At 51.6% G+C, this 22,189-nt stretch carries 21 protein-coding genes and 3 pseudogenes; 14 read left to right on the forward strand and 10 right to left on the reverse strand.

Features of this window, described 5'->3' with window-relative positions:
* Positions 1-150, forward strand: a pseudogene (locus tag ABD76_RS06800) (IS110 family transposase); the annotation flags it as partial.
* A 169-nt stretch (positions 151-319) separates the two neighbouring features.
* On the opposite strand, the gene ABD76_RS06805 reads toward ABD76_RS06800, so the two are convergent.
* Positions 320-1,027, reverse strand: a complete 708-nt coding sequence (locus ABD76_RS06805; protein ID WP_197255398.1) for a DNA alkylation repair protein — start codon at positions 1,025-1,027, stop codon at positions 320-322.
* Positions 1,028-1,449: 422 nt separating this feature from the next.
* On the opposite strand from ABD76_RS06805, the gene ABD76_RS06810 reads away from it, so the two are divergent.
* The 7 genes from ABD76_RS06810 to ABD76_RS06840 all read left to right on the forward strand — a co-directional run bounded on the left by ABD76_RS06810 (position 1,450) and on the right by ABD76_RS06840 (position 7,856).
* Complete coding sequence (locus tag ABD76_RS06810; RefSeq protein ID WP_197255431.1) at positions 1,450-1,983, forward strand: hypothetical protein; 534 nt, start codon at positions 1,450-1,452, stop codon at positions 1,981-1,983.
* Between the two features lie 98 nt (positions 1,984-2,081).
* Complete coding sequence (locus tag ABD76_RS06815) at positions 2,082-3,023, forward strand: hypothetical protein (RefSeq protein ID WP_197255399.1); 942 nt, start codon at positions 2,082-2,084, stop codon at positions 3,021-3,023.
* A complete protein-coding gene (locus ABD76_RS06820) occupies positions 3,020-3,637 on the forward strand; it encodes an ABC transporter ATP-binding protein (RefSeq protein WP_197255401.1) in 618 nt (205 codons plus the stop codon). Before ABD76_RS06815 ends, ABD76_RS06820 begins: the two co-directional genes overlap by 4 nt.
* On the forward strand, positions 3,624-4,853 hold the full coding sequence (locus ABD76_RS06825; RefSeq protein WP_197255403.1) for a hypothetical protein: 1,230 nt from the start codon (positions 3,624-3,626) through the stop codon (positions 4,851-4,853). Before ABD76_RS06820 ends, ABD76_RS06825 begins: the two co-directional genes overlap by 14 nt.
* 46 nt (positions 4,854-4,899) lie before the next feature.
* On the forward strand, positions 4,900-5,409 hold the full coding sequence (locus tag ABD76_RS06830) for a DUF4825 domain-containing protein (RefSeq protein ID WP_197255405.1): 510 nt from the start codon (positions 4,900-4,902) through the stop codon (positions 5,407-5,409).
* A gap of 195 nt (positions 5,410-5,604) precedes the next feature.
* Positions 5,605-6,912 carry an MFS transporter gene (locus tag ABD76_RS06835; RefSeq protein ID WP_197255407.1) on the forward strand — a complete coding sequence of 436 codons (1,308 nt, stop codon included), beginning with the start codon at positions 5,605-5,607 and terminating at the stop codon, positions 6,910-6,912.
* A complete protein-coding gene (locus tag ABD76_RS06840) occupies positions 6,909-7,856 on the forward strand; it encodes a polysaccharide deacetylase family protein (RefSeq protein WP_197255409.1) in 948 nt (315 codons plus the stop codon). The genes ABD76_RS06835 and ABD76_RS06840 overlap by 4 nt, the downstream gene beginning before the upstream one ends.
* Positions 7,857-7,979: 123 nt before the next feature.
* Here ABD76_RS06840 and ABD76_RS06845 read toward each other — a convergent pair.
* Positions 7,980-8,366 (reverse strand): annotated as a pseudogene (locus tag ABD76_RS06845) (SRPBCC domain-containing protein); the annotation flags it as partial.
* A gap of 20 nt (positions 8,367-8,386) precedes the next feature.
* On the opposite strand from ABD76_RS06845, the gene ABD76_RS06850 reads away from it, so the two are divergent.
* Positions 8,387-9,754 carry an amidohydrolase family protein gene (locus ABD76_RS06850; protein ID WP_197255411.1) on the forward strand — a complete coding sequence of 456 codons (1,368 nt, stop codon included), beginning with the start codon at positions 8,387-8,389 and terminating at the stop codon, positions 9,752-9,754.
* A gap of 329 nt (positions 9,755-10,083) precedes the next feature.
* Here ABD76_RS06850 and ABD76_RS06855 read toward each other — a convergent pair whose 3' ends face one another.
* Positions 10,084-10,815, reverse strand: coding sequence for a TylF/MycF/NovP-related O-methyltransferase (locus ABD76_RS06855; protein ID WP_197255433.1), 732 nt, complete (start codon positions 10,813-10,815; stop codon positions 10,084-10,086).
* A 341-nt stretch (positions 10,816-11,156) separates the two neighbouring features.
* On the opposite strand from ABD76_RS06855, the gene ABD76_RS06860 reads away from it, so the two are divergent.
* The 4 genes from ABD76_RS06860 (at position 11,157) to ABD76_RS06875 (ending at position 16,179) form a co-directional block, all read left to right on the forward strand.
* Complete coding sequence (locus tag ABD76_RS06860; RefSeq protein WP_197255413.1) at positions 11,157-11,558, forward strand: hypothetical protein; 402 nt, start codon at positions 11,157-11,159, stop codon at positions 11,556-11,558.
* Positions 11,559-11,667: 109 nt separating this feature from the next.
* Positions 11,668-12,867 carry a hypothetical protein gene (locus ABD76_RS06865; RefSeq protein WP_197255415.1) on the forward strand — a complete coding sequence of 400 codons (1,200 nt, stop codon included), beginning with the start codon at positions 11,668-11,670 and terminating at the stop codon, positions 12,865-12,867.
* 34 nt (positions 12,868-12,901) lie between these two features.
* A complete protein-coding gene (locus ABD76_RS06870; protein WP_197255417.1) occupies positions 12,902-15,310 on the forward strand; it encodes a hypothetical protein in 2,409 nt (802 codons plus the stop codon).
* Positions 15,311-15,312: 2 nt separating this feature from the next.
* On the forward strand, positions 15,313-16,179 hold the full coding sequence (locus ABD76_RS06875; RefSeq protein WP_197255419.1) for an ATP-binding cassette domain-containing protein: 867 nt from the start codon (positions 15,313-15,315) through the stop codon (positions 16,177-16,179).
* A gap of 51 nt (positions 16,180-16,230) precedes the next feature.
* Here the strand turns inward: ABD76_RS06875 and ABD76_RS06880 are convergent, their stop codons facing one another.
* Complete coding sequence (locus ABD76_RS06880) at positions 16,231-17,136, reverse strand: helix-turn-helix domain-containing protein (protein ID WP_197255421.1); 906 nt, start codon at positions 17,134-17,136, stop codon at positions 16,231-16,233.
* A 183-nt stretch (positions 17,137-17,319) separates the two neighbouring features.
* Between ABD76_RS06880 and ABD76_RS06885 the strand changes: the two genes are divergently transcribed.
* Positions 17,320-17,565: an EamA family transporter gene (locus tag ABD76_RS06885; protein WP_275100790.1), complete on the forward strand. Its 246-nt coding sequence runs from the start codon at positions 17,320-17,322 to the stop codon at positions 17,563-17,565.
* 65 nt (positions 17,566-17,630) lie between these two features.
* On the opposite strand, the gene ABD76_RS06890 is transcribed toward ABD76_RS06885, so the two are convergent.
* The 6 genes and pseudogenes from ABD76_RS06890 to ABD76_RS29315 form a co-directional block, all read right to left on the reverse strand.
* Positions 17,631-18,632: an SPFH domain-containing protein gene (locus tag ABD76_RS06890; RefSeq protein ID WP_197255423.1), complete on the reverse strand. Its 1,002-nt coding sequence runs from the start codon at positions 18,630-18,632 to the stop codon at positions 17,631-17,633.
* Between the two features lie 26 nt (positions 18,633-18,658).
* Positions 18,659-19,459, reverse strand: coding sequence for a TPM domain-containing protein (locus ABD76_RS06895; protein WP_197255425.1), 801 nt, complete (start codon positions 19,457-19,459; stop codon positions 18,659-18,661).
* Positions 19,456-20,493: a TFIIB-type zinc ribbon-containing protein gene (locus ABD76_RS06900; protein ID WP_197255427.1), complete on the reverse strand. Its 1,038-nt coding sequence runs from the start codon at positions 20,491-20,493 to the stop codon at positions 19,456-19,458. The genes ABD76_RS06895 and ABD76_RS06900 overlap by 4 nt, the downstream gene beginning before the upstream one ends.
* A 28-nt stretch (positions 20,494-20,521) precedes the next feature.
* Positions 20,522-21,205: a PspA/IM30 family protein gene (locus tag ABD76_RS06905; protein ID WP_197255429.1), complete on the reverse strand. Its 684-nt coding sequence runs from the start codon at positions 21,203-21,205 to the stop codon at positions 20,522-20,524.
* A 209-nt stretch (positions 21,206-21,414) separates the two neighbouring features.
* A complete protein-coding gene (locus ABD76_RS06910) occupies positions 21,415-21,843 on the reverse strand; it encodes a DUF7832 domain-containing protein (RefSeq protein WP_242069421.1) in 429 nt (142 codons plus the stop codon).
* A 181-nt stretch (positions 21,844-22,024) separates the two neighbouring features.
* A pseudogene (locus ABD76_RS29315) lies at positions 22,025-22,189 on the reverse strand (IS1380 family transposase); the annotation flags it as partial.

Raw genomic sequence — 22,189 nt, forward strand, 5'->3', positions numbered from 1 at the left:
TACCGGAAGAAATTCAATGAAGTCCCTAAGCATCAACACAAACGTGCCCTCGTCTTAACGGCAAGAAAACTTGTGCGTCTGGTCGATGTGCTGCTACGCAACGACCAACTCTATACGCCCAGAAGGAAGGTGAAGCCGACAGAGCAATAATGCCTTGGCTCATGAATTTTCTTCTCTAATTCCCAGTTAAATTATGGTAATTAACTCCATTTTCAACTGGGTCTAGTTTGGTGATGCCTTTTTTGGGATTGATCCTGCTGCACGCCAAGGAAATTTTCCAATTCTCATAAATCAGGGACTTGACATCATACCGCTGGACTTAACAAATACAAGTCTTCTTCCGGGTCCCCAGCTTGCCGGCGGCGACCGTCTTCTCAATATAAGACACGGCATCCGGCACCTTGCACGCGGTCTGCCCCATATCAACCCGCACCTTCCCGATCGCCCCGGCCACCCGGACCGCTTCCTCATGCAGAGGCCGCACATAGGAGCCGACGACGATCACGAACATGTTCATCGTATAGCGGACCCGATTCTTCTCGCTATGAATCGTGGCCGCGATCTGCTGCAAAAGCCGGCGAATCTCTTCCAAATCCAAATCTTCATCCTGCGTAATCGAGATGTAGTTCGCATACGTGCTCCAGCCGCAAGCGGCGATCATCTCGTCGTCCGACTTCATCCATTCCCGGGCCAATGCAAGGACATGCGGGCTCTCTGCCGCCACCCCCGCTACCGTATATTCCGCCAACAAATACCAATTGGCCCGCTTTGCCCAAGCCTGCAGCGTCTCCCTGTCCATCGTCTTCGGATTCACGGTCAGCCCCGCCAAATACATGGCATCGCTGTTCCCCGTCTCGAACAATGCCCGGGCGAGCGCCTGATCCTTCTTCACATCCTTGACCAGCTTTTTCAGATCCCCTGCCTTGACGCCGAACAGCGGCTCCTGGGCCCCATGCCGGATGAACGTCTTTTTCGTCTGCTCCGATCCCATCGCTTCCAGCTTCTTCATGATGTCGTCTACGGTCATGCGCTTCACCTCTCCGGGCGGAATGATTATGGGTGTATTATATCATGCCGCCAAAAAATAAACCTTTACAAAAAAGGAGTTTGATGCTAGTGTTATTGATGTACATGTGTTTTCCAATATCCACCTATAATGGGCTATTATTCCGTACTTCATTGCGTCGGAATGCAGATCTGCCGCAGCATAATAGACAATTTCTTATGGACGCCAGTTTAAACATTACATAGGGACGCGTCTTAACTCCCATACGCTTCGATTGTGACATACTCCGTGTGCGGCATAAACCGATACTTATGCTCCCTTGCCTTGCTTCAGCAGCGATTCCTGATCTCATCATCGCCTATGTTCGATCCATGCTTCGGTATGATTTGATTAGCTGGCCAGCTTTCAAATATATCATTTCATTCATGGAGGTCTCATTGGTGATGCGTACCAAGAAGAAAGTAAACAAATCATTAGTCGCACTATTGTCCGTACCTGTTCTTAGCTTGTCCTTATTTTCCGGGGTGTCCTTCGCTGTGTCCCAGGCCAAATCGTTAACGATTCCGGGAGGTCAAGGCAAACTAACCTCGAATGTATGGAGAAGTACATCGCCGACATCCTCCGGCAATACGTATCAATGGGATTGGCAAGTATCGGCGGTCTATAGCGGCTCCAAAAAAGTGCAAAGAGTCAGAGCCTCCTGGAAGAGCACCGCGTCGCTAAGAAGTTCCGCATCCATCAGCATGGGCGTATCCGCTGACGGAGCCAGCGCCGGCGGCAGCTCGTCGTGGCAGACGGTATCTACGAAGGAAAAATATTGGGAGAACTCCAACGGCTCCAAATCCTCGGATTGGCGCTCGAACATCGTCATCGGACCGAAGAAAGATTACCGGAGCGGAACGATTGTAACGACCAACCGGGCACAGGTGAAGCTCTCGAGCGATCCGAAAACATACGAAGTCAGCGCCGGCGTATAATTGAAGAACGGATCCAATTAAATAAAGAATCGGCAGACGCATCTGTCGATTCTTTATTTGTCACAATAAACGACAACCATTTCCGATGAGGGGGAGAAATGAAAAAGTTCGCGCTCGCATTCCTGTTCATTCTTTGTTCCTTGGCCATGGGCTGCGGCAAAGGCAGCCCCGGCACGACAGCAGACGTTCCGCCCAGGATCGCGCTGCCGGAGTGCGGCTCAACGGAGAACTGCATCTACCTGTATAACCGTTATTCCCAGAAATTATTGTCCTATAATGTTGCTGCCAAAACCGTTGAACAGCAGTCCAATATCGCCAACTACATCCAGTATGAGTTCAATGAGGCGAAGAACCGTTACTTTACCGCCGGCAACAGCCTCACGAACGGCTTCGCCATTCTGTCGGTCGACCAGAAGGAGATCAAAGAGGTCCATCGCCTCGCAGACGAGAAAAACGAAGCCGTGTTCCCTCTGGCGACAGACGGCGAGAAGCATTTATTTATACGGAGCTATTATGACGATAAAGGTACGGAATCGAAGCGCTCTATCGCGCAGTTGAACCCAGACAATACCCTGTCCGACTTTTCAAATGTAACGGGGCTTGTGTCTTCGGGAGTCTTAATCGGCGAGCAACTGTTTTACACTACCTATGAGGAAGGCATTAACGCTTACTCCCTGTTTGCGTTAGATGTCACTGATTTGTCAAGCAAGCCTCAGCTCGTCGGGGAGAATCTGGAAGCAAGCGAATTGTATGCATTGAATGGCCGCCTGCTGGTGTCGGATCATCAATATATTTATAACGACGAGGAACGTTTTGTGAAGCAGCCCCTCAACTATTTCGATTCCGGGAACGGCATCCTGATTCAAATCTATCCCGACAGCAATGCCAACCTCGCCCTCGACGCCATCGATACCGCCACCAAGCAAGTGATTGGAACCGCAAGCAACATCATTGATTTTGCGGTTGAGGACCATCAGATTACGGTCTACTGCCAAGGGCATATCGCTTACATTCCATTGAAGCCGAGGGGGGACCAATGAGCAGTCTGCGGTTGATTAACATATCCAAGCAGTTCGGCAAGAAATTGCTGCTCGACGGTATTGATTTCGAATTCCATGCTGGCCGTATCTATATTATCAGAGGGGAGAGCGGTTCCGGCAAGACGACCCTGCTGAATATTATCGCGGGATATATTGAGGCGGATACCGGCAGGCTGGAAATGCCGCCGAATGCAAAAATCGAATATCTGTTCCAGGATGAAATGCTATTCTCGAATCTGACAACAAAAGAGAACATGTATATTAAGTATAGCGCGCTCAACCGCGATGACGCAGGCTTCCTCCCGCTTGCCGAGGGCACATTGGCCCGGTTCAATATCCTCGATCTGGCGGACCGGAAAATATCGATGCTCTCGGGCGGAGAAAAACAACGAGTCCAGTTGGCTTCCATCCTCATCTCGGATCCCGACATCATTTTAATGGATGAACCGACCTCCAAGCTGGATCTGCCCAATAAAAAAACGATTTATGAAGCAATCATGTCTGTGTTTCATCAGAAATTGGTCATCATCGTCAGTCATGAGAACAACCGGCTTATCGATGCCAGCATCAATCTAACGTTGGAGCATGGGAGATTGCACGATGAAAAGCGATAAACAAATAGCGGCCAACATCTCTCGCCTAATCCGGAAGAAATCCAGCTCGCACCTGAAAATATCGATTTTACTCTTTGTCGTCTCGCTCGTGTTAATATCAACGGCGTCTGTCTTTTTCATTAACCAGTACTTGCAAGTGGAAAAAGATTTTATTGCGAATCATAATACGCATACGATCGAGATTACTTCGGCCAGAGGGAACGCCATGCACGCCGTACCCTTGCAATTTGCCGATGAACGTATTTTGCGCGATCACATTTCTTCGCTGGCGTCCGGAACGAAGTACCGTCTGTTCAAAGAATATCAGTTTAATTTCGGCATTCAGGACAGCGAGGGAAATACGCACTTTATTTACGGCCTGGACGAGGACGCCTCCGATTTGCTGGGAGACTGCAGCCTGGAGCGGGCGGTAACCTGCGGCAAGACCGATACGGGGCCCGCCGCCACCTTGCGGATTCCCGTGATTGACATTCATGAAGACGGCCTTAGCAGCAGCCGCTTCGCGGATTATACCGTCACGCACAACACCGGGGTAGCCGAGAACAACCCCTTCTCCCTGTATAATGACGAACAGTTGGACAGCGTGTATGTCGGCAGCGCAACGTTCAAGGATATGATTGAGGCGGCGTATTCCGTCTCGTGGGACGAATTCGTCGCGCATTACGACGAGGACAATCCCTTCGGCATTCAAGCGCTGAGGAAGATGTATATCTATGTGGATGATTTATCCCAAGTCGAAAAGATTGCCGAGCTCGTGAACGACAAGGGTTATAATACCAATTATACGTTCAAAGCTTTCGACGATTTCAGCCAATCGATGAACAATACGCTCGTTTTGTCCGTTTCGCTGGCCAGTCTAATTCTCATTATTACCGCTTCGCATGTGCTGCTGTCGTTTCATTCTTTTTTAAAGGTGCAGCAGAAAGATATGGGCATCTTAAAACAGTTCGGATATGGGAATCGGATGATTCAACATATATACGCGGGCAGCATTAATCGGATTTTTGGCCAGGTTGCCGCGGGAATCGCGGCATACACCGCGATCATTTGCCTGTTGTTCGTTAAGGAACGGCTTTTGCTATATTCATTTTCTTTACTATTTTTTCTAATGATAGTATTATTTATAATTAATCGGATTATTGTCCTTGTCATCGCCAAAGGCTACGCGTCCAAAGATATTCTGACGCTGCTGAAGACGAACAAGGAATTCGAATGACGCCATCCTTCGACATCGAGGGCAGACCGAACGGGGAGGATCATCGATGAAAGTGAACAGACCTTTGATTTTTTTATTTGTCCTGTTGTTGGCGCTCGCGGGTTGCGACTCGAACAGCCGCAACGCTGGCACGGGAGACAAAGATATTTTCCAGTATAAAAATTCCTATGCCGGCGACAACAGCGCCATCGGCAGCATTCTGGGGATGCTTCCGCAGAGCGACCGATTGAAGCAGTTCTCGCTGAGCACGGACGAGAAGCCTTACCGCATCACGGTGCAATACAATGAGGCGGCTTCTCCAATGAGCGTAAGCGAAATTCGAGAGACCGTCATTTTCAATGCTACCTTTTTGTTCGCCTTGGTAAGGAATGTCGACCAGCTCCATCTGGAGTTGGAGGGCCAGAGCTACCTCATCACCAGAGAACAATTGCAGAGCTGGTACGGCAAAGACCTGGATCAATTCGAGAACGAACAGGATCTCAGAAATTTGACGCAGGAGTTCATACCGGATAAAGGCAAAGTCGATCAGTTGTTTGCAAAGCTGCAGCAACAGTGACAGCGGGGGAAGGGTTCGCTGGCCGGCCCGCGAAGCGCGGCCCGGCAGCAGCCTCTCGGAAGGCCAGGTCACCTTCTAATTCACGCTCCGGCCGCATACATACGTAAGTAGCGGATTCATTCCGCGCCGTATGGGAGCGGTTCTTCGAACGCCCTATACGACGGCAGACTGTTCCCAAGAATGGAGGAGCCTCTGATGCGCGGAACTTGGCTCAATTCCCCGCTGTCCTACGCGCTCGGCATGTTCGCGATGATGGTGCCGACGCAAGCCTTCAGCGCGTTCTACAGCTACTATTATGTCGAGAAGCTGGGGCTCGGCGTCGGGCTGGCTACATTGGCCCGCACGATTTACCTAATCTGGGATGCCGTCAACCAGCCGCTGTTCGGCCACTGGTCCGATCGCACCCGCACGCGCTTCGGTCGTCGCAAGCCGTGGCTCTGGGCTTCCATTCCGCTGTTCATGCTGACGTTCTGCATGATCTTCGCCGTGCCGCCGGGATTGGCGCAGCACCAGAACAGCCTGTTCCTCTGGTTCCTCATCGCGCTCCTGCTCTTCGAAGCGGTGTCGACCGTCATCTGGGTCAACTACGGGGCGCTGTTCCCGGAATTGTTCCGCGGGGAGCGCCTGCGAGCGAAAGCTTCCGCCATACAGCAGGGCTTCCAGATCGCCGCCATCCTGATCGGCTCCGCCCTGACGCCGATTCTATTTGCCTTCATCGGCTTCGGCTATATGTCCCTTGTCTATGCCCTTCTCTTCGCCGTATTCATGCTGTTGTGCACCGGTTCCATCCAGGAAAATATGAGCATTCAGCACGAGCCGCGGCTTCCGCTGAAGGAAGCGTTCCGCGAGACGCTGAAGAACCGGGAATTTTTGATCTTCAATATCGCCAACTCTTTCGCCCAGACCGTGAACGGGCTTGTGAGCTCCATGATCCCCTTTTACGCCAAATATGTGCTGAACATTCCCGAATCCCAAGTCTCTCTGCTGTTGGCCTCTGTCTTCGTCTCCGTTATCCCGCTCGTCGCCGTCTGGTACTGGATCGTCAACCGGCTGGGCGGCATCCGGGGCTGGCGCCTGTCCATGGCCGCCTACGGTCTGTCCGTCCTCCCGCTCTGGTTCGGCAGCGGTCTCGCCAGCGGCATCGGGGCGGGCATCCTCGTCGGGTTCGGCTTGGCCGGCTTCCTCGTGACGCCGCCGGTGCTGAGCAGCCAGATTATCGACCGGGACTTCGCGAAGACGGGGCAGCGCCGCGAAGGTGTCTATACGGCTGTCGGCGGCTTCATCACCCGCTCCAGCGGGCTTATCTCCGCCCTGTCGTTCTGGGTCGTCGGCCTGCTCTTCGGCTATGTGAGCGGAGACAATCCCGGGCCGAACCCGGAAGGAACGTTCCGGGTATTGATTAGCGCCGTTCCGTTCTGTCTGCTGGCTGTCGCCTTTCTTCTATCTCTGGCCGTCAAGCTACATGATCAGCCCCAATCTTATGGAAGGAGCCATTCGTCATGACTCAGCGCCATATTCGCACTCGACTCATACTCAATTGCGACGACTTCGGGCAGAGTCCGGCGGCCAATCAGGCCATCATCCGCTTGCTGGAGGAAGGCGCCGTATCCTCCGCCACGATTATGCCTCCCGCTCCGGCCTTCGCGGAAGCCGCGGAATGGTGCAGGCGGACCGGCCAGCGCAATGTCGGCCTGCACCTCACGCTGACCAGCGAATTCGAGGGCTACCGCTGGAGCAGCTTAACCGGCGGTCCGTCCCTGCACGATGGCTCCGGCTATTTGCACGCCACCGTCGAAGCGTTCGAACGGAAAGCGAGCGCTCCCGACGTTAAGAGAGAGCTGCACGCCCAATACGAGGCCGCCCGCCAAGCTGGCGTCGACATCTCTCATGTCGACAATCATATGGGGAGCCTGTACGGGATGGCCACGGGCCGAAGCTTCCTGCCCTATGTCCTGTGGCGCTGCTCCCGCTGGGGCTTGCCCTTCCGGCTGTTCCGGCGCATCGACGAGCGGGATCATCTCCTCGCCTCCATCGCCGGGGCGCAGCAGACCTTGCGGAAGGTGGTGGCCATTGCCGATGCGCTGGGCGTTCCCCTGCCCGACTACCTGCTCTCGCACCCGTATTTTATTGAAGAAGGAGAAACCTATGACAGCTTCAAGCGGATGCTGATTGGCAAGCTGTACGAACTGCCGGAAGGTATTGTCGAGACGTATATCCACCCGGCGGTCGAGGACAGCTTCATGGCGGCGTGGATTCCTTCCTGGGAAAAACGGGTATGGGAGTACCGGCTGATGCTGGACGATGATTTCGCCTATGCGAGGCGTGATGCGGGGGTGGAATTGACCGATTACCGTTACGTGCGGAGGACTCGGAAGCCGGTCAGGCTGAGAGGCGCGCTGCGCCTGCTCGCGATGCTTCTCCCCGAATCCAGGAACGGAGCCAGGTGAGAATGCGGATAATCACGGGATAAATACCTGTGATCAAGCAGGTTAAACATGCCAAAGAGCACCGCGATATGCAGGTGCTCTTTTCACGTAAGGCTCTCTTTTCTCGTGCAATGCAGCGGGCTGCCACCCGAGATCCAGCGTTCTGCCCGTCTCGGCCAGCGTCTTGACGTTGGAGAGAATCATCCACCAATGGGAACTGGCATTCGGATAGGAAGGATGATTGTCCGGCCACTGATCATTGACTAGCGTCAGCTTCGTGCACTGGCCAACCGTCTCCAGCGTGAAGGTGATTCTTGTCTCCAGTTCGGCGTGATTGCTGTAATAGGACGGGCCCGGATGCTCCGTTCCGCTGAATACCTTGTTCGGCTCGTATTGCAGCACGGTGCCATATACGTGAACCGTCTCGTCGCCATCATTGCCCGGTCCTACGTATTCGTATCTGTCCCCAACCTGGAACGAAGACCGAAGCTCGCTCCCAAAAAAGATTTGGCGCGTCCCTTCCGGCGACAAGCGAAGAGAGGGATTATCCGGTGGGACAAGTATGGTTGAAGAACGGCTGGATATTGACGATGGACGGGGAGCGCCGCGTATTCCAGAATGGCGATGTGCTGATTGAGAACGACCGCGTCAAGGCGATTGGCGCTGTCGATCCGTCCGAGGTGCGGGCGGACACGAAAGTGGTAGAGCTGAACGGGAAGACGGTCATGCCGGGGCTAATCAATACGCATGTGCATACGATGCAGCAGCTCGGCCGCGGCATTGCCGACGATGTCGATCTGCTCACTTGGCTGTACAAGCGCGTCTTCCCTTATGAGAGCTGCATGACGGAGGAAGAAGCGTATCTGTCCGCGCTGGCTTGCAGCCTGGAGCTTATCCGCTCGGGCGTGACGACGTTCGCGGAGGCGGGCGGCAAGGAAGTGAACGGCATCGCCCGTGCGGTGCAGGAGGCAGGCCTTCGCGCCGTGATCTGCCGCGCGACGATGGATATGCCGGAAGGGCTGCCGGAGCCATGGCGGGAGTCGACGGAGCACTCGCTCGCCGTGCAGGAGGAACTGTTCGAGCGCTGGCACGGCCGGGCGGACGGGCGCCTGCGCGTCTGGTTCGGCCTCCGCACGATCTTCAACTGCTCGGACGAGCTGATTGTGCGCACGAAGCAATTGGCCGATCGCCATGGCGTCGGCATCCATATGCACGTGGCGGAGATTCCGGAGGAGATCCGCTTTGTGGAAGAGCAGCGCGGCCGCACCACCGTAGAGCATCTCGCTCACCTCGGCGTGCTCGGCCCGAATATGCTGGCCGTTCATACTGTGTGGATGACGGACCGGGAAATCGATCTGTTCCGCCTGCACGATGTGAAGGTATCGCACAACCCGGCGGCCGCGATGCGTGTGCTCGGCTTCGCCCGCATTCCGGAGATGCTGGAACGCGGCATTACCGTATCCATCGCTACGGATGGAGCGCCGTGCAACAACCGGATGGACATGATCGACGAGATGCTGCTGACCGCGCTGATTCACAAGGGCCGCACGCTTACGCCGACGAAGCTTCCGGCTGTGCAGGTACTGGAGATGGCCACGGTCAACGGAGCGTGCTGCCTCGGTTGGGAGGATGAGATCGGATCGCTGGAGGCAGGCAAGAAGGCCGACCTTATCATCATCAATCCGCGCAGCGCGGGCGTGCTGCCGGTGCATGATCCGGTATCGACCCTCGTCTACGCGATGCATTCCAGCAACGTCGAATCGTCGATGTGCAACGGACAATGGTTGATGAAGGAGCGCCGCATTGTCACCTTGGACGAGGACGCGATTCTCGATCGCGTGCAGGATACGGCCCGGGCAATCGTCCAACGCGCGGGCATCGAGCTGCCGCGCCCGTATCCGGTTACGAAAGTTCGTTAACTGCAGACAGATTGTTCATGAAGCCGCCTTTTCCTCCGTTTTTTGAGGAAAGGCGGTTTTAGGTTTGGTCATTTCCTGCCCGTTCCCTTCCTCTTCACGATTTTCCCATTTCCTCCGATAATGATGAATAGGCTTGATTTCAGGAAGCGTCTTATTCCGCAATAGGAGGTCCAACCGTGAACCAGCGATCATCTCGTACCTCATCACGAGAAAGCTTTTGCGTCGCCTGGAACGGAAGCATACGCTGAAGCTATAGCGAATATTCATTGTGATATGCAAAAAGCTGGTACGCCGCTATAGATGGGATACCAGCTCTCGCTTCCATTTGTTTATTTCGACTTTCTCCAATATGCGCCATAGTAGTCGATCTGAATCAGCGGATCTTGAATTTGATGCAGGTTTCTGAAATCATGTACTGCCGGAGCGTAGTTACTGATGGCATAGTCGTCGATAATGATGTAGCCGCCTGGAGATACTTTTGGATACAAGTTGGTCAGACTATCCATCGTCGATGAATACATGTCGCCGTCCAGCCTTGCGATGGCAATTTTGTCGATCGGGGCAGATGGCAGCGTGTCCTTGAACCATCCCTTCAGGAATTGGACCTGACTGTCAAGCAGATCGTACTTTTGAAAATTACGGGCGACCTCTTCCATGGAGACTTTCAGAAAATCGACGGTATGAAGCTCAAGCCCGGCATCGACCGGATACTTCTCCACGTCCGGCGGCGGCAAGCCTTCGAAGGAGTCGGCTACCCATACCCGCCTGCCCGTAATTCCGTAAGCCTTCAAAAACCCCCTCATAAAGATGCAGGCCCCGCCTCTCCAGACGCCGGTCTCGATAAAATCGCCTTCGACCCGATCTTGAATAACGGACTTCATGCTCTCATGCAGTTGATTCATGCGTAATCTGCCGATCATGCTGTGAGCGATTTGGGGCCAGTCCAGCCCGTTCAATCGATTCTGGGAGGTCGCTCCGGGCTCATGTTCTAGCCATATTTCAAATAAGATTGTTTTCTTCAATAATTCCAAATATAACTCCTGCGCCGCTCCCGACCTCACCATTCATTCCCTCCTCAACACCAGTTGTTGCCCGATAAATCAATATATGACAACGATAAAGAGCTGGTATGCGCGGCTGACATAGCAAAAACGTATAATTAAGCTTCGTCATCGCCTTCACTGCAGTCCTTGTCTGTGTGTCCCGGCGCGTATTCCAGCGGCATCAGGTGACGTAGGAAATCAGGGAGAAGCGCTTAAATTGTTATATACATATAAACCAATTATGTGGTAATATATGTATCAGGTGGTGCTTATACTACTAATTCGGCCGAATACTGGTAGTAACATCATAGGAAATCACTTGCAAATCACCTAATAACTGATTAGAAGTGATTCTCTTGATGCTTAACCGCAGAAAATGTTTAGCTCTTGTAACTTCTGTGCTGGCAGCATCGATGTTATTTGCTAGCGGGGCGTATGCTAAGTCATCAACAACAAGTGGGAAAGCTGGAAATAACGACACTTCTGGCAGGATAACAATTTACAGTGACAGCGCCTCAGGACAAACTTCATGTGGGGGCAGCAATTGTTACTCTTCTGTTAAAGTAACTTACTACTACAAGCATGGAGATGCAAACAAAACTCGCTCTTCAACAGCTTCGGCTTATGAAAAGCAGCCAGGTGTCTCAGCTACCGCCAAAGCACAATACGTGCCGGCATTGTCAATATCCGCAACCGCAGAGCATAAGGCAGAAGTAGGTTCAGCTACATGGGAAGATACTACGTCGGTTGACTACCGATAACATTATATATTAACAATTTAGCCTTGGGGGAAGGGGAACGGCTCCCTTTCCCCAAGGCATTATCTCTTTATCCTCACAAAACTGTAATATCTAGAGAAAGGATACCGTGATGAAGAAGTACATTTTCTTTCCCCTGCTGCTATGCCTGATCCTTGCATCAGGATGTTCCAATAACACATTTCCTGACGACAATAAGTATCACTTGGATTGGGATTATCCATTTATGTTCCATAAACAAGGGTATGGTTTGAAGATAACCCGATCAGAGACGGGATATTACTTCCTTCACGAACAACTGATTTATTATATGGACAAAGAGAGCACAAAACCCATTCTCCTGGATAATCGCCCTGACAATCAATGCATAGATAACCCGACTACCAAAAACTGCTCGGCGTTCGTTCCATTTTCATCATCCGAGCCTCCTCAGTTTTTACAATATTATGATACCCACCTGTATGTATTGGAAAGCTACTGGGATCGGGAAAGCAAACGCTCGAGGTTCGATAATACCTGGATGCTCGTCAGGTTAGATCCGGACGGAAAAAATCGAAAAGTCATTAAAACCTTTGAAGCCGCACCGAGATCGCTGGCCATACACCGGGGTTTTCTTTATTATACGACGACAGACGGGAGCAGAGAGAACGACCTGGAAGTTAATGTCTTCAAAGCGAGCCTTAATAATTTGAAGCAAGATCCTGAATTGATTTATCACGCATCTGAGCAAGTGAATGAGATTACCGATATCATTCCATATGGAACGCAATTATACTGGCTCGTATTCAACGAGAAAGGCTATGAAACCCAACGATACGATCTTCACAGCGGCCAGGTAACCACATTGTGGGATCGCGGAGATGGGGGATTATCCAGCTTACGCAGCATCGCTAATAACAGGCTTTACTTCTCTTATTTCTATGGAGATCCGCTGGACAAGCGGACGCATAAGAAATACTCGTCTGACCTGGAAGGCAATCATATCGAAGAAGTTCCAGTCGATCATCCGCCTATCATTTCCTATATTTACAAGGATTCGTCATATACTTATATCCAGCCTATAGGCGGATATGTCCATGAGTATGCACCAGACATCCCGGTTCAGCTATCGATTTTCAAAGATAATGCTCTGGTTCATAAGATCGATTTATCTCCTTTTTCTAAACATATTGAAATGCTTCCAGGTGACGATCGCTATATGTTTGCCCATAACGAGCAGTCGGATAAGAGTTCCATCTTGTATTTGGACAAACGAGAGATCGAGTCAGGGCAGGCTACATTAAAAACTTTGTTGGAGACAAAGCTCCGTTAAACCTTGACAATGCCATTGATGCAAGGAGTTCCTCATGACTTTAATCGGATATGAACTGTTGAAGGTGTGGCATAGACGAGTCTTTGCCCTTCTGGCCCTCCTGCTCCTGATCGGCAATGGGCTGTTCTACTATAATACGCAGTTCCGGGAACAAATAGCTCTGATTCAACATAGAGACGAGTATCAACGCCTCGAACAGCAATATCGAAGCTTGCCAGCCGATGAAGGGCGGGCATTAGCCGCCAGACAAGCAGAGTTATTGGCTTTGTACAGCACATTTGCCCAAGAAGGCAGCATGGCCGAAGACATCTGGGAACAGGCTGTTAATGAAGCGAAGCAAGCCCACCCTCAGGAGTATAAGCGTTATAAGCAAAGCCCGTATGCAGGCAATCCGGAGCTGATTGGCCGGGATTTATATCTCATCGAACGGATCAATAAGCAATATGAGCATATGGAACAGTATCGGCGGACGATGGAAGAAATGAGCATTCGGGCAGAAGAAATGCTGTCCGTGTCGATTTTCTATCAGGAGGGAACTTACTCCTACCGCAATATTGGGAAGACGGTGCAAGACTTCGAACCGCTCCGCGGCTTGCCGCTGCAGTTGGGACTGGAAGAGGGGCTCACCTCAGGCACGCGGCTGCAGTCCACGGACATGTGCCTGGCCGCGCTTCTGTTCCTGCTATGTATCATTTTGTTCCAGGTTGAGAAGGAAGAAGGGCTGACCCGCCTTATCCGTTCGACGCGCAACGGTCTGCTTGACCTGTGGCGAGCGAAATGGGTTGTGCTGAGCCTGCTGACCATGCTGCTGACCCTCTTATATCAGGGATCGATTTTGGTGATAAGCGAACAGCTCTATGGCTTTGGGGACCTTGACCGTTATATCCAATCGATGCCGTCGTTCCAGGGCGCAGTCGAAGCGTTGACAGCAGGCCAGTTCCTGCTCCTGTATCTGCTGCTGAAGGTGGCTGCCAACCTATTGTTTGCCTGGATGCTTGCCGCCTTGTTCTTATTATTTCGCCGAGCCGGAGGAGTCTACCTGGCGACAGCGGGGTTGCTAGGCATCAGCTTTCTATGCTATTCCATGATCCATCCGAATTCATACCTGAATATGTTCAAATATATGAATGTGGTTGCATTCTACGATTCCTTCCAGCTTCTTGCGGATTATCACAACTTGAATGTGTTCGGTTACCCGGTGAAGAAGACGACATTGACGTATTGGCTTGGCGGGGCTGTGATGATGCTGCTTCCCGTACTATGCGCGTGGCTTTATGTGTCCGATGCAGGGATCGGCTCCCGGCTTCCCTGGGATCGCTGGCGAAGAAGATGGCATGCGGCATGGTTCAAGCTGCGGCGTACCAATTCCCTATTGGTGCATGAAGGATTTAAATTGTTCATCTCCGGAAAAAGCATTCTGCTGTTGGTCCTCGCCGGAGTTATCGTATACCAGCAGATCGATTGGGATGAGCGAAGGTTCGATTACGATTCCATCGTATATAACCGCTATCTGGATCATATCAGCGGCCCAATAAATGAAGACAAGCTGAACTTCCTCCAGGAAGAAAGGGCGAAATATGATGATCTGCCGCGGCAGCTCGCTTATTGGTATGAGCAATATACGTCCGGCAGCATTGATTTTACGGTTTATAATACGGAAAAGGTGAAGCTGGAGGAGTTCGCCAAGCAAGCGAAAGCATTTCAATTCATTGAAGAACAGAGGGATTACTTGCTCAGGCTGCAGAAAGCCCGCGGAATTACGGGCAGCTTCGTGAATGTCATCTCTTCCGATGCGCTGTTCAATCGGAAGCAGGCGGATCTGGAGGACGGACTATTCTATACCATCTTGCTGCTGGCCGGACTTAGCCCGCTGTTCGCCCTTGATTACAGGTATGGCATGATGGCTATCCTGCGAAGCACCCGACACGGGCGGGGGAAACTGTTCCTTTCCAAGCATGCCGTTGCCTATCTGTACAGCGTCTTCCTGCTCCTTCTGCTTCAGATACCGAAGTTCTATAATCTGCTAAGCCATTACCCTGATATCGATTGGCAGGCTCCGGTTCAGAGCATCGAATTGCTCGGACATGTAACGGGATCGTTGAGCATCCTGCAATATGTTATCCTGATGGGTGCGCTCCAGATTGGAGGCGTGCTGCTGCTCGTTCATGCCGTGCTATTTCTGGCGGTCGTTCTCAAAAAACAAACGCTCCTGCTGTTGATTTCAACCGCGATCGTGGTCATCCCGCTAGGTTTGCAGTATATGGGATGGAACCCTATCGGCAGCGTGTCTTTTAATCTTATTTTTCAGTTGTACCATGCCTTTCCGACATCACAGTATGCGCTGAACATGAGCATCTATTACGGAATACTGTTTCTTCTTGGCGCCGGATGTGCCCTTGGCGCGTGGCGGACATTCAATAGCTTTACTTGGAAGGGGGATTAACGTTGGAACTGACGATCGATCGTGTAACGAAGCGTTATAACAAAGGGCAAAAAACAGCGCTGGATCGCTTCAGTGCCGAGTTCTCTCCCGGAATATACGGCATATTGGGTCCGAATGGGGCAGGCAAGTCTACGTTAATGAATTTGATTACCAACCAGTTGAAGCAGGATGAAGGCGAAATTCGTTATAACGATCAGAGCATCTCTCGTCTCGGCAAGGAGTATCGGAATATTTTAGGATACATGCCTCAGCAGCAAGGAATTTATCATCATTTCACGGGTCGGAGATTTCTATGGTACATCGCCGCTCTCAAAGGGATCAAGGCGCAGCAGGCTAGAGAAAGAATCGATGATCTGCTGGACATCGTGAATCTGCGCAAGGATGCGGATACGAAGCTTGGCGCATACTCAGGCGGAATGAAGCAGCGTATTCTGATCGCCCAAGCGCTATTGAATGATCCGAAGCTTTTGATCCTGGATGAGCCGACCGCAGGGCTTGATCCGAAAGAACGCATACGCATACGCAACTTCATATCGACCATCGCCATGAACAAAATTGTGCTTATCGCAACCCATGTCGTGTCCGATATCGAGTTCATCTCGAAGCAAATTCTTCTCATGAAGGAAGGCAAGCTTCTTGTCAAAGACGAGCCTGCTCGCATCCTGGCCGGCATGGAAGGCAAAGTCCATGAGGTGCGCGTCACAGAGTCTGAGCTTGCCGAGGTGCAGTCCCGCTTCAAAGTTAGCCAGATTACGAGCGATTCAAGCGGCATCTGGGCGAGAATCGTTCACGATGAACCCTTGGAGCATATGGAATCCCGAACGGTAAAGCCGAATCTGGAGGATGTGTATCTTCGATATTTCGAGTGAATAGTCACCAAAACCGGCAGTGATGTTCTGCCGGTTTTCGCTTTCGTGATTTTAGCTGCGTTTCTTCACCGGACGCAGCACGGCATAACCGTACCCCTCCGGGAAATGACGCTGATAGTCCTGCTTTGTCTCTTCATCCCATTCATAGCCCATGCTCGCAGGGTCGAAGCTCCACGCCGCCAGCTCCACCTTGCTCATGACCTCGCCGTTGCCCTTCAAATAGTCAAAAGGGGGATGAAAGAAAACGAGATACTCGGACTCCGGGATGTCCCGGCACTCCATTCCCTCCGGAATGTCCCCCTTATAATAATGAGGAACGGGGATGCCGTAGAAATACCCCTTACGTCCGTTTTCGTAAAACCATCCTGCCGTCTGGCTCAATTGCCCAGACAGCGTATGATGAGACAGGCTCTCCAGAATCCCGCAAATGTCATCGCAATCATGCCCATTGCTCCAGAATTGGCCGTAGTTCTGTGCCGAGCTGTCCCAAATTCCGATAAACTTATGCGCCGGTATAAACTCCACCTTGACTTCTGTTTCCTGCACCTGTACCTCTCTCATTCTGCCTCGCTCCTTGTTTACATAATGGTAAGGGGAGAACACTTCGGCTCGAACGGCTAATGGAATCGGTCCCGGGCTTTTGCGGTAAGCCGAGGGAGTGACTTGAAAAGCTTTCACAAAGGCCCGCGTAAATGCCTCCTGTGACGAAAATCCATACTTCACCGCGATGTCCAAAATACGAGTCTCCGTATCGCGAAGCTCCAGAGCGGCGCGGCTGATTCTGCGCATCCACACGTAATCCCGCAGCGTCATGCCCGTTAACGCGTGAAACTGCTTCGTACAATAATAGGGCGAATATCCGAGCTGCTTGGACATCTCCATCAACGAAGGCACCGTTGTAATCTCCTTATCGATCCAATCGATCATGAGCTGGACCATTTCATTCCATTCGTACACAAAGGCCTCCTCCTTTCCTTGTCATCATAGCAAGCAAGAGGAACTGTATATTTGACCTGAATTGCAATCTCTTGCTCTTGACATTCCTGGCGAAGTCTTTATAACGAGAGGGCTTACACTATATGTGAAATATGGAACAAGGAGAACGAATCATGTAGTTTTTGTTTGCGGTCATAACCGCTCTTGCATGGGGAAGCGTTCATTTCCATGATTCCGGCCGCCCTGTTCGAGACCACGGGGCCGTTCTTCTCTGTATTCGCCATGTCCAACGACGCTATCATTGCGGCGCCCCTGATTGCTTCCTACCGCATTTTTTCGGTCATCCTGTCCCGAATCTTCCTCCAGGAGCGGCTAAACAAGAGGCAGTATGCGGTAATCATCATGGTCATTGCCGGCATCGCCCTGTTAGGCCTTGCGGATGAGCTGTAGTCTGTGCGTGTCGACAAATCCTCAAAAAAGCCGACCTTGCATGGTCGGCTTTCGGAAGGCCTGGGTCAGTTCAGCTTGTGGCCGCAATTCGGGCAGAAGTTGGACCCTTCGTTTTTGGTGCCGCAGTTCGGACAGAAGTTCGGCTTGGTATTGCCTTCGGCAGAAGAGGAAGCGGCAGGCGCGGCCTCGGCCGCAGGCTTTTGATTTTGGCTTGGCGTTTGGTTTTGATTCATATTTTTCACCATTTCGTTGGCGATGTTCATCCCCATCATCATGCCTGCCATGTCCGAAGCAGCGCCCCCGCCTTTGACGCTGCCGGAGGCAATGCCGTCCGTCATCGTCACCTGCTGGTATTTCTGCACATTGCCGATCATCTCATGGGAAGCCGTCTTCGTAATCATATCTTGAATTTCTTGCGGGTAATTGAAGCTCATCACTTGAAAGCCGGTAATCGTCAGCCCGTTGTCCATCACTTGCATATCCAGATCTTCGCGAATGCCTGCGGCAATATCGGAAGCATTCGCCTGCAGGTTGAACATGTCCTTCCCTTCCCGGCTGATCCACTTCATTAACAGCTGATCCAGCACGGAAGTAATCCGGATTTTCACATCCTCCACCAGATAGCTGTCCTTCATTCCGGCCACCTTATCGATCAGCGTTACGTAGTCGCTCACTTTAAAATTGAACGTGCCGTTGGCGCGAATAGGCAGGCCGCCCGGAAGCTGCGGAGACGGGATCAGAACCGGGTTCTGCGTTCCCCAACGGACGGTAAACTCCTTCGTGTTCACGAACAGGACTTCCACCCTCATCCCGCTGTTGAAGCCGAATTTGAATCCTTTTAACGTAGACAGGAACGGGATGATATCCGAATCAATGCTATACTCCCCTTCATCCTTGAAAATTCCTTCGATCTTGCCGTTATTTACAAAAATCGCGTCTTGCCCGGCGCGGATAATTAGCTTGGAGCCCTTTTTAATCTCCCGGTTGCTCCATTTCCAAAAAATCATATCGTCTCGAAATTCTTCCCACTCGACTACATTCGCAAATTGATTTCTGAAGAATCCCATTCTCATCCCGTCCTTTCACTCATTCTCTAAAATGATCCTCTGCTGCCGCTATGCGAATGGCCCCCTGACGTGGTCCCTCCGCCTCCGCCGCTTGAGCCGCCGCTGCTGCTGCTCCGTTCGATCTTCCGTCTCGTCGTGCTGGTGTGGAGGTACCTGTCCTCATGGGCGACCACGCCCGAAGTACGGGCGTTCTCGTAGGTCCGGGAATTGACTGTAACCCGGCCGCCGGAATGACGGACCATCAACGTAACAATGCTCCCTCCGATGAGCATCGCAATGCCCAATTGCACCCACGTATTGAAGAAGAGATTGTCCGGGTTCACCTCTGGGCGGAATCCCATATATTTATGCGCTAATTGGATATATTTTTGAAAGGCAAGCTTGTATTCGCCATCTGACATATCTGATGATATCTTTCTTCGTATTTTGTCGAGTCTGTCATCATCCAGATAGGTCTTCGCTTTATAAAATCCGGCCAGGTACACTTCCTGATTCGTCATGTCCACCATCAAAATGGCGGCATTGCCATGCGGCTTATCGTAGCCCGGTCCATAAGTATCGTAGAAATCCTGCGTCATTTTCTTCACGTCATACGTGTCCGGACCGCTGATCGTCACAATAAGAAAGTCTGTTTCCCGCTCGGCTCCGTATTGATTCGCCAACGCGTTCAGCTCTTTAACCTCCTGCGAAGTAAGCAGCTCCGCCATATCGAAAATCAACTGCTTTTCCTTCGTGACAGCCGCTTCGCCTGCATTGATATCCATCGGAAGAGCCGCCATCATAAGGAAGAAGAACAGGAGAACGAGGATCGCTCTTTTCCTTCTCACCACAATCCCCCTCCCAAAATCCAGGAGGATACCGCGTGCATGACGAGGAAAGAAGCGGCCGAAATCCCGGCAAACCAGGCGGCCACTTTCCCCTTGCTGATCGGAGGCTTGCCGACCACCTTGCCTGTCTGGCCGTTCATGGCGAACATATACTCCTTTTTATTATAGTCATAGTTCACCATCCATACCGGAAGCAGGACATAATCGGCACGCTCCAGTTCGGTATCGATGTTGATGTTGGTATAGCTTACGGTCGTATAGCCCGACACCGTAGATTTAATATAAGAGTGGATATAATCTTCTATTTTATGTTTTACCCGGGGGTATAGCTCTTCCTCGTTATAGCTGTACTTTTCGGCAATGTAGCCGGCCAGATACGGCGTTTTAAAGCTTTCCAGCTTCTCATAAGGAAACGGCTCCAGTTTATCCATCAGTTCATCATTCATTTTCTTCGATGCGTCAATCGGCACCCTTACATAATCAAGATGGATTTCCCGGTAGATGTCATAATAATCGGTTTTGGTATACTCGTAATCTCCCGAAGTGTACGTGCTTACTCTCGTGGCACGGGCATATGCCTCAACTTCATTATGGAGGTCATACAGCCAAAACGGCACATACAACCCGGTGATTCCTTTGATTCGATCCGCCGTCATGAACCCGCGTGGCGTTACCAGACCGCCTCGGCACCATTTGCGGAAGGCCTTCATCGCTTGTTCCTTGCTGATGGAAAACGGAATAATCTTCGCCGGGGCCAGTTCCCCGGTCAGACGGTCGCCGAGCACGACGGCCGAGCCGCAGAAGTTGCAGTTCGTTGCGCTCGTCTCCGCGTCGGTCATAATGACGGCTCCGCAGCTATTGCAGTGATATTCCTTGGTCTTATCTTCTTCCGAGAACACTTGCTTCGTCAAAGGATCGGGAATTTGCTCGATATTGTCTTCCCTTCCGCAGCTTCGGCAGGCTAGCATTCCCGTTTCCGCATTGAACTCCATCCCGCTGCCGCAATTCGGGCATTTATATTCGATAACCGGCATCCTGCTCACCCCTATTACAAAGAAGCCCTTATTCCTTCTTGTTCATTCGCTCTTTGAGTGCAGCCAATTCATCTTCCGTATTGGTGGATGGACTCGCCTTCTTGTTCATATCCTTTTCCAATTGCGCAATCAGGTCATCCAGATCGTCTTCCTTCGCTCCTGCCCGAAGCTCGGCCAGGGCCATCGCTTCATCGAGAGCCCGATTCGCCTTCTCCTCCAGCGCGTCGAACGAGGCATTGACACCACCTGGGGAATAGCTTCCGGAATTCAGTTTTGCAGCCGCCAGCTTCCCTTTCAGCTCCGCATGCCGCGCCTCCAGCCGCCCGATATCCGAGACGAGCTTATCCTGCATTTGCTTCATCTTTGCGGCGTTGGCCGAAGCCAATTCATAGGCCGTGTGCAATTCACTTTGCTCCCCTGCCAGCGCTGCCTTCCTCTCGAGGAACTTGAGCGCATCCTCTTCCTTGCCGGCTTCCACGGATTTCTCCGCGTAACGCTGCAGCTTGCGGATCTCGGCATTGCATTCATCCAACGCCCTGCGGGCCCTGCTCTCGTCCGCCAGCACCGAAGCCGTCTCCGCCTTCACCTTGCCCAGGTCCTGGTGCAAGCTTCGCATATACTGATCAATCGTCTTCTCCGGGTCTTCCGCCTTATCCAACAACGCATTCACATTGCTTGCCATAATATCCCTGAACCTCGACAAGATTCCCATGCTGCGCTCCCCCTCGAATAGATTACATCTTATCTTATAATACAGGAAAATCGGGAATGAGGTTTCATTTCAAAAAATTGCCGCGTTGGCAGGCACAAAAATACCGCCAAAAGCGTCAGTGAGACACAGTTGACGGTGTCACAGTAAAATCCGATTTGCACATCGCATTTCAAAGTCGGCTCTCTTCCTCATTGACGATCTTGCACAGTTCATGATTGCTTCCAGTCGCGGTAGCGTTCCGAAATAACCGGTTCGATCATGCGATAATTCTCGATGGTATCTTCCACATGATAGATCGTTGGCAAGCCGGTCGCCACTATTTCCGTGAAATCAACGGCCGTATAAATATCGTTGTGGATATTCAAATACTCCCGCGCGAACGCATCCGCCTCATCCGACAAATCGTTCGAGCTCAGCACGCCATCCCAGTTATCCCGATAAAACTGCGCGCCTGTCATTTTATCCTGTCTGACAAGCTCGATATCCGATGCGTCGCTTTTGCGAGTCCGCTTGCTGCACAGTTCGTTTTTGATTACCCAGGCCACGAACATGCCGATCGGGACATAAGCTTGAAAGATATCCAATTCCTGCCGGAACTCACCATCGTAATGCCATTTCGCTTTATCGAACACAACCATTTCTTTTTCCTGAAATTGAAACCTGAATCCGTGAAAGGGTTACGAATAAGAGAACCATCACTATCAGTTGTAACGATAGGCGCAGAAAGCAGAGGTGATGACTCGATTCACTTGAAAAAGACATCACGAAACAAAGCTTCCCTTGTGCAAAGCTTGAACGGAAACATAGGTTCGCAATCTATTATCCCGACAAGGTCCCGTAAATGCGCTGGAATGTCTGAAACCATGGACTATGTCTTCCGAAGCGGAGCTTCGTTTGTCTGGCATGCTCTACCATTCGAGAGGCCAGCCAGATCAGATTTTCGATGACCGTTTTGACCCGCCTGCGGCTGACTTTGTTTCGAAG

The organism is Paenibacillus dendritiformis, assembly GCF_015845845.1.
In the GTDB taxonomy this organism is placed as follows: Bacteria; Bacillota; Bacilli; order Paenibacillales; family Paenibacillaceae; genus Paenibacillus_B; species Paenibacillus_B dendritiformis_C.

Coding starts and splice junctions, on each gene's coding strand:
- ABD76_RS06860 (WP_197255413.1), top strand. CDS start 11,157: ATGCTTAACCGCAGAAAATGTTTAGCTCTTGTAACTTCTGTGCTGGCA.
- ABD76_RS06910 (WP_242069421.1), bottom strand. CDS start 21,843: ATGGTTGTGTTCGATAAAGCGAAATGGCATTACGATGGTGAGTTCCGG.
- ABD76_RS06835 (WP_197255407.1), top strand. CDS start 5,605: ATGCGCGGAACTTGGCTCAATTCCCCGCTGTCCTACGCGCTCGGCATG.
- ABD76_RS06810 (WP_197255431.1), top strand. CDS start 1,450: ATGCGTACCAAGAAGAAAGTAAACAAATCATTAGTCGCACTATTGTCC.
- ABD76_RS06820 (WP_197255401.1), top strand. CDS start 3,020: ATGAGCAGTCTGCGGTTGATTAACATATCCAAGCAGTTCGGCAAGAAA.
- ABD76_RS06890 (WP_197255423.1), bottom strand. CDS start 18,632: ATGGGATTCTTCAGAAATCAATTTGCGAATGTAGTCGAGTGGGAAGAA.
- ABD76_RS06905 (WP_197255429.1), bottom strand. CDS start 21,205: ATGGGAATCTTGTCGAGGTTCAGGGATATTATGGCAAGCAATGTGAAT.
- ABD76_RS06900 (WP_197255427.1), bottom strand. CDS start 20,493: ATGCCGGTTATCGAATATAAATGCCCGAATTGCGGCAGCGGGATGGAG.
- ABD76_RS06815 (WP_197255399.1), top strand. CDS start 2,082: ATGAAAAAGTTCGCGCTCGCATTCCTGTTCATTCTTTGTTCCTTGGCC.
- ABD76_RS06830 (WP_197255405.1), top strand. CDS start 4,900: ATGAAAGTGAACAGACCTTTGATTTTTTTATTTGTCCTGTTGTTGGCG.
- ABD76_RS06805 (WP_197255398.1), bottom strand. CDS start 1,027: ATGACCGTAGACGACATCATGAAGAAGCTGGAAGCGATGGGATCGGAG.
- ABD76_RS06870 (WP_197255417.1), top strand. CDS start 12,902: ATGACTTTAATCGGATATGAACTGTTGAAGGTGTGGCATAGACGAGTC.
- ABD76_RS06865 (WP_197255415.1), top strand. CDS start 11,668: ATGAAGAAGTACATTTTCTTTCCCCTGCTGCTATGCCTGATCCTTGCA.
- ABD76_RS06840 (WP_197255409.1), top strand. CDS start 6,909: ATGACTCAGCGCCATATTCGCACTCGACTCATACTCAATTGCGACGAC.
- ABD76_RS06825 (WP_197255403.1), top strand. CDS start 3,624: ATGAAAAGCGATAAACAAATAGCGGCCAACATCTCTCGCCTAATCCGG.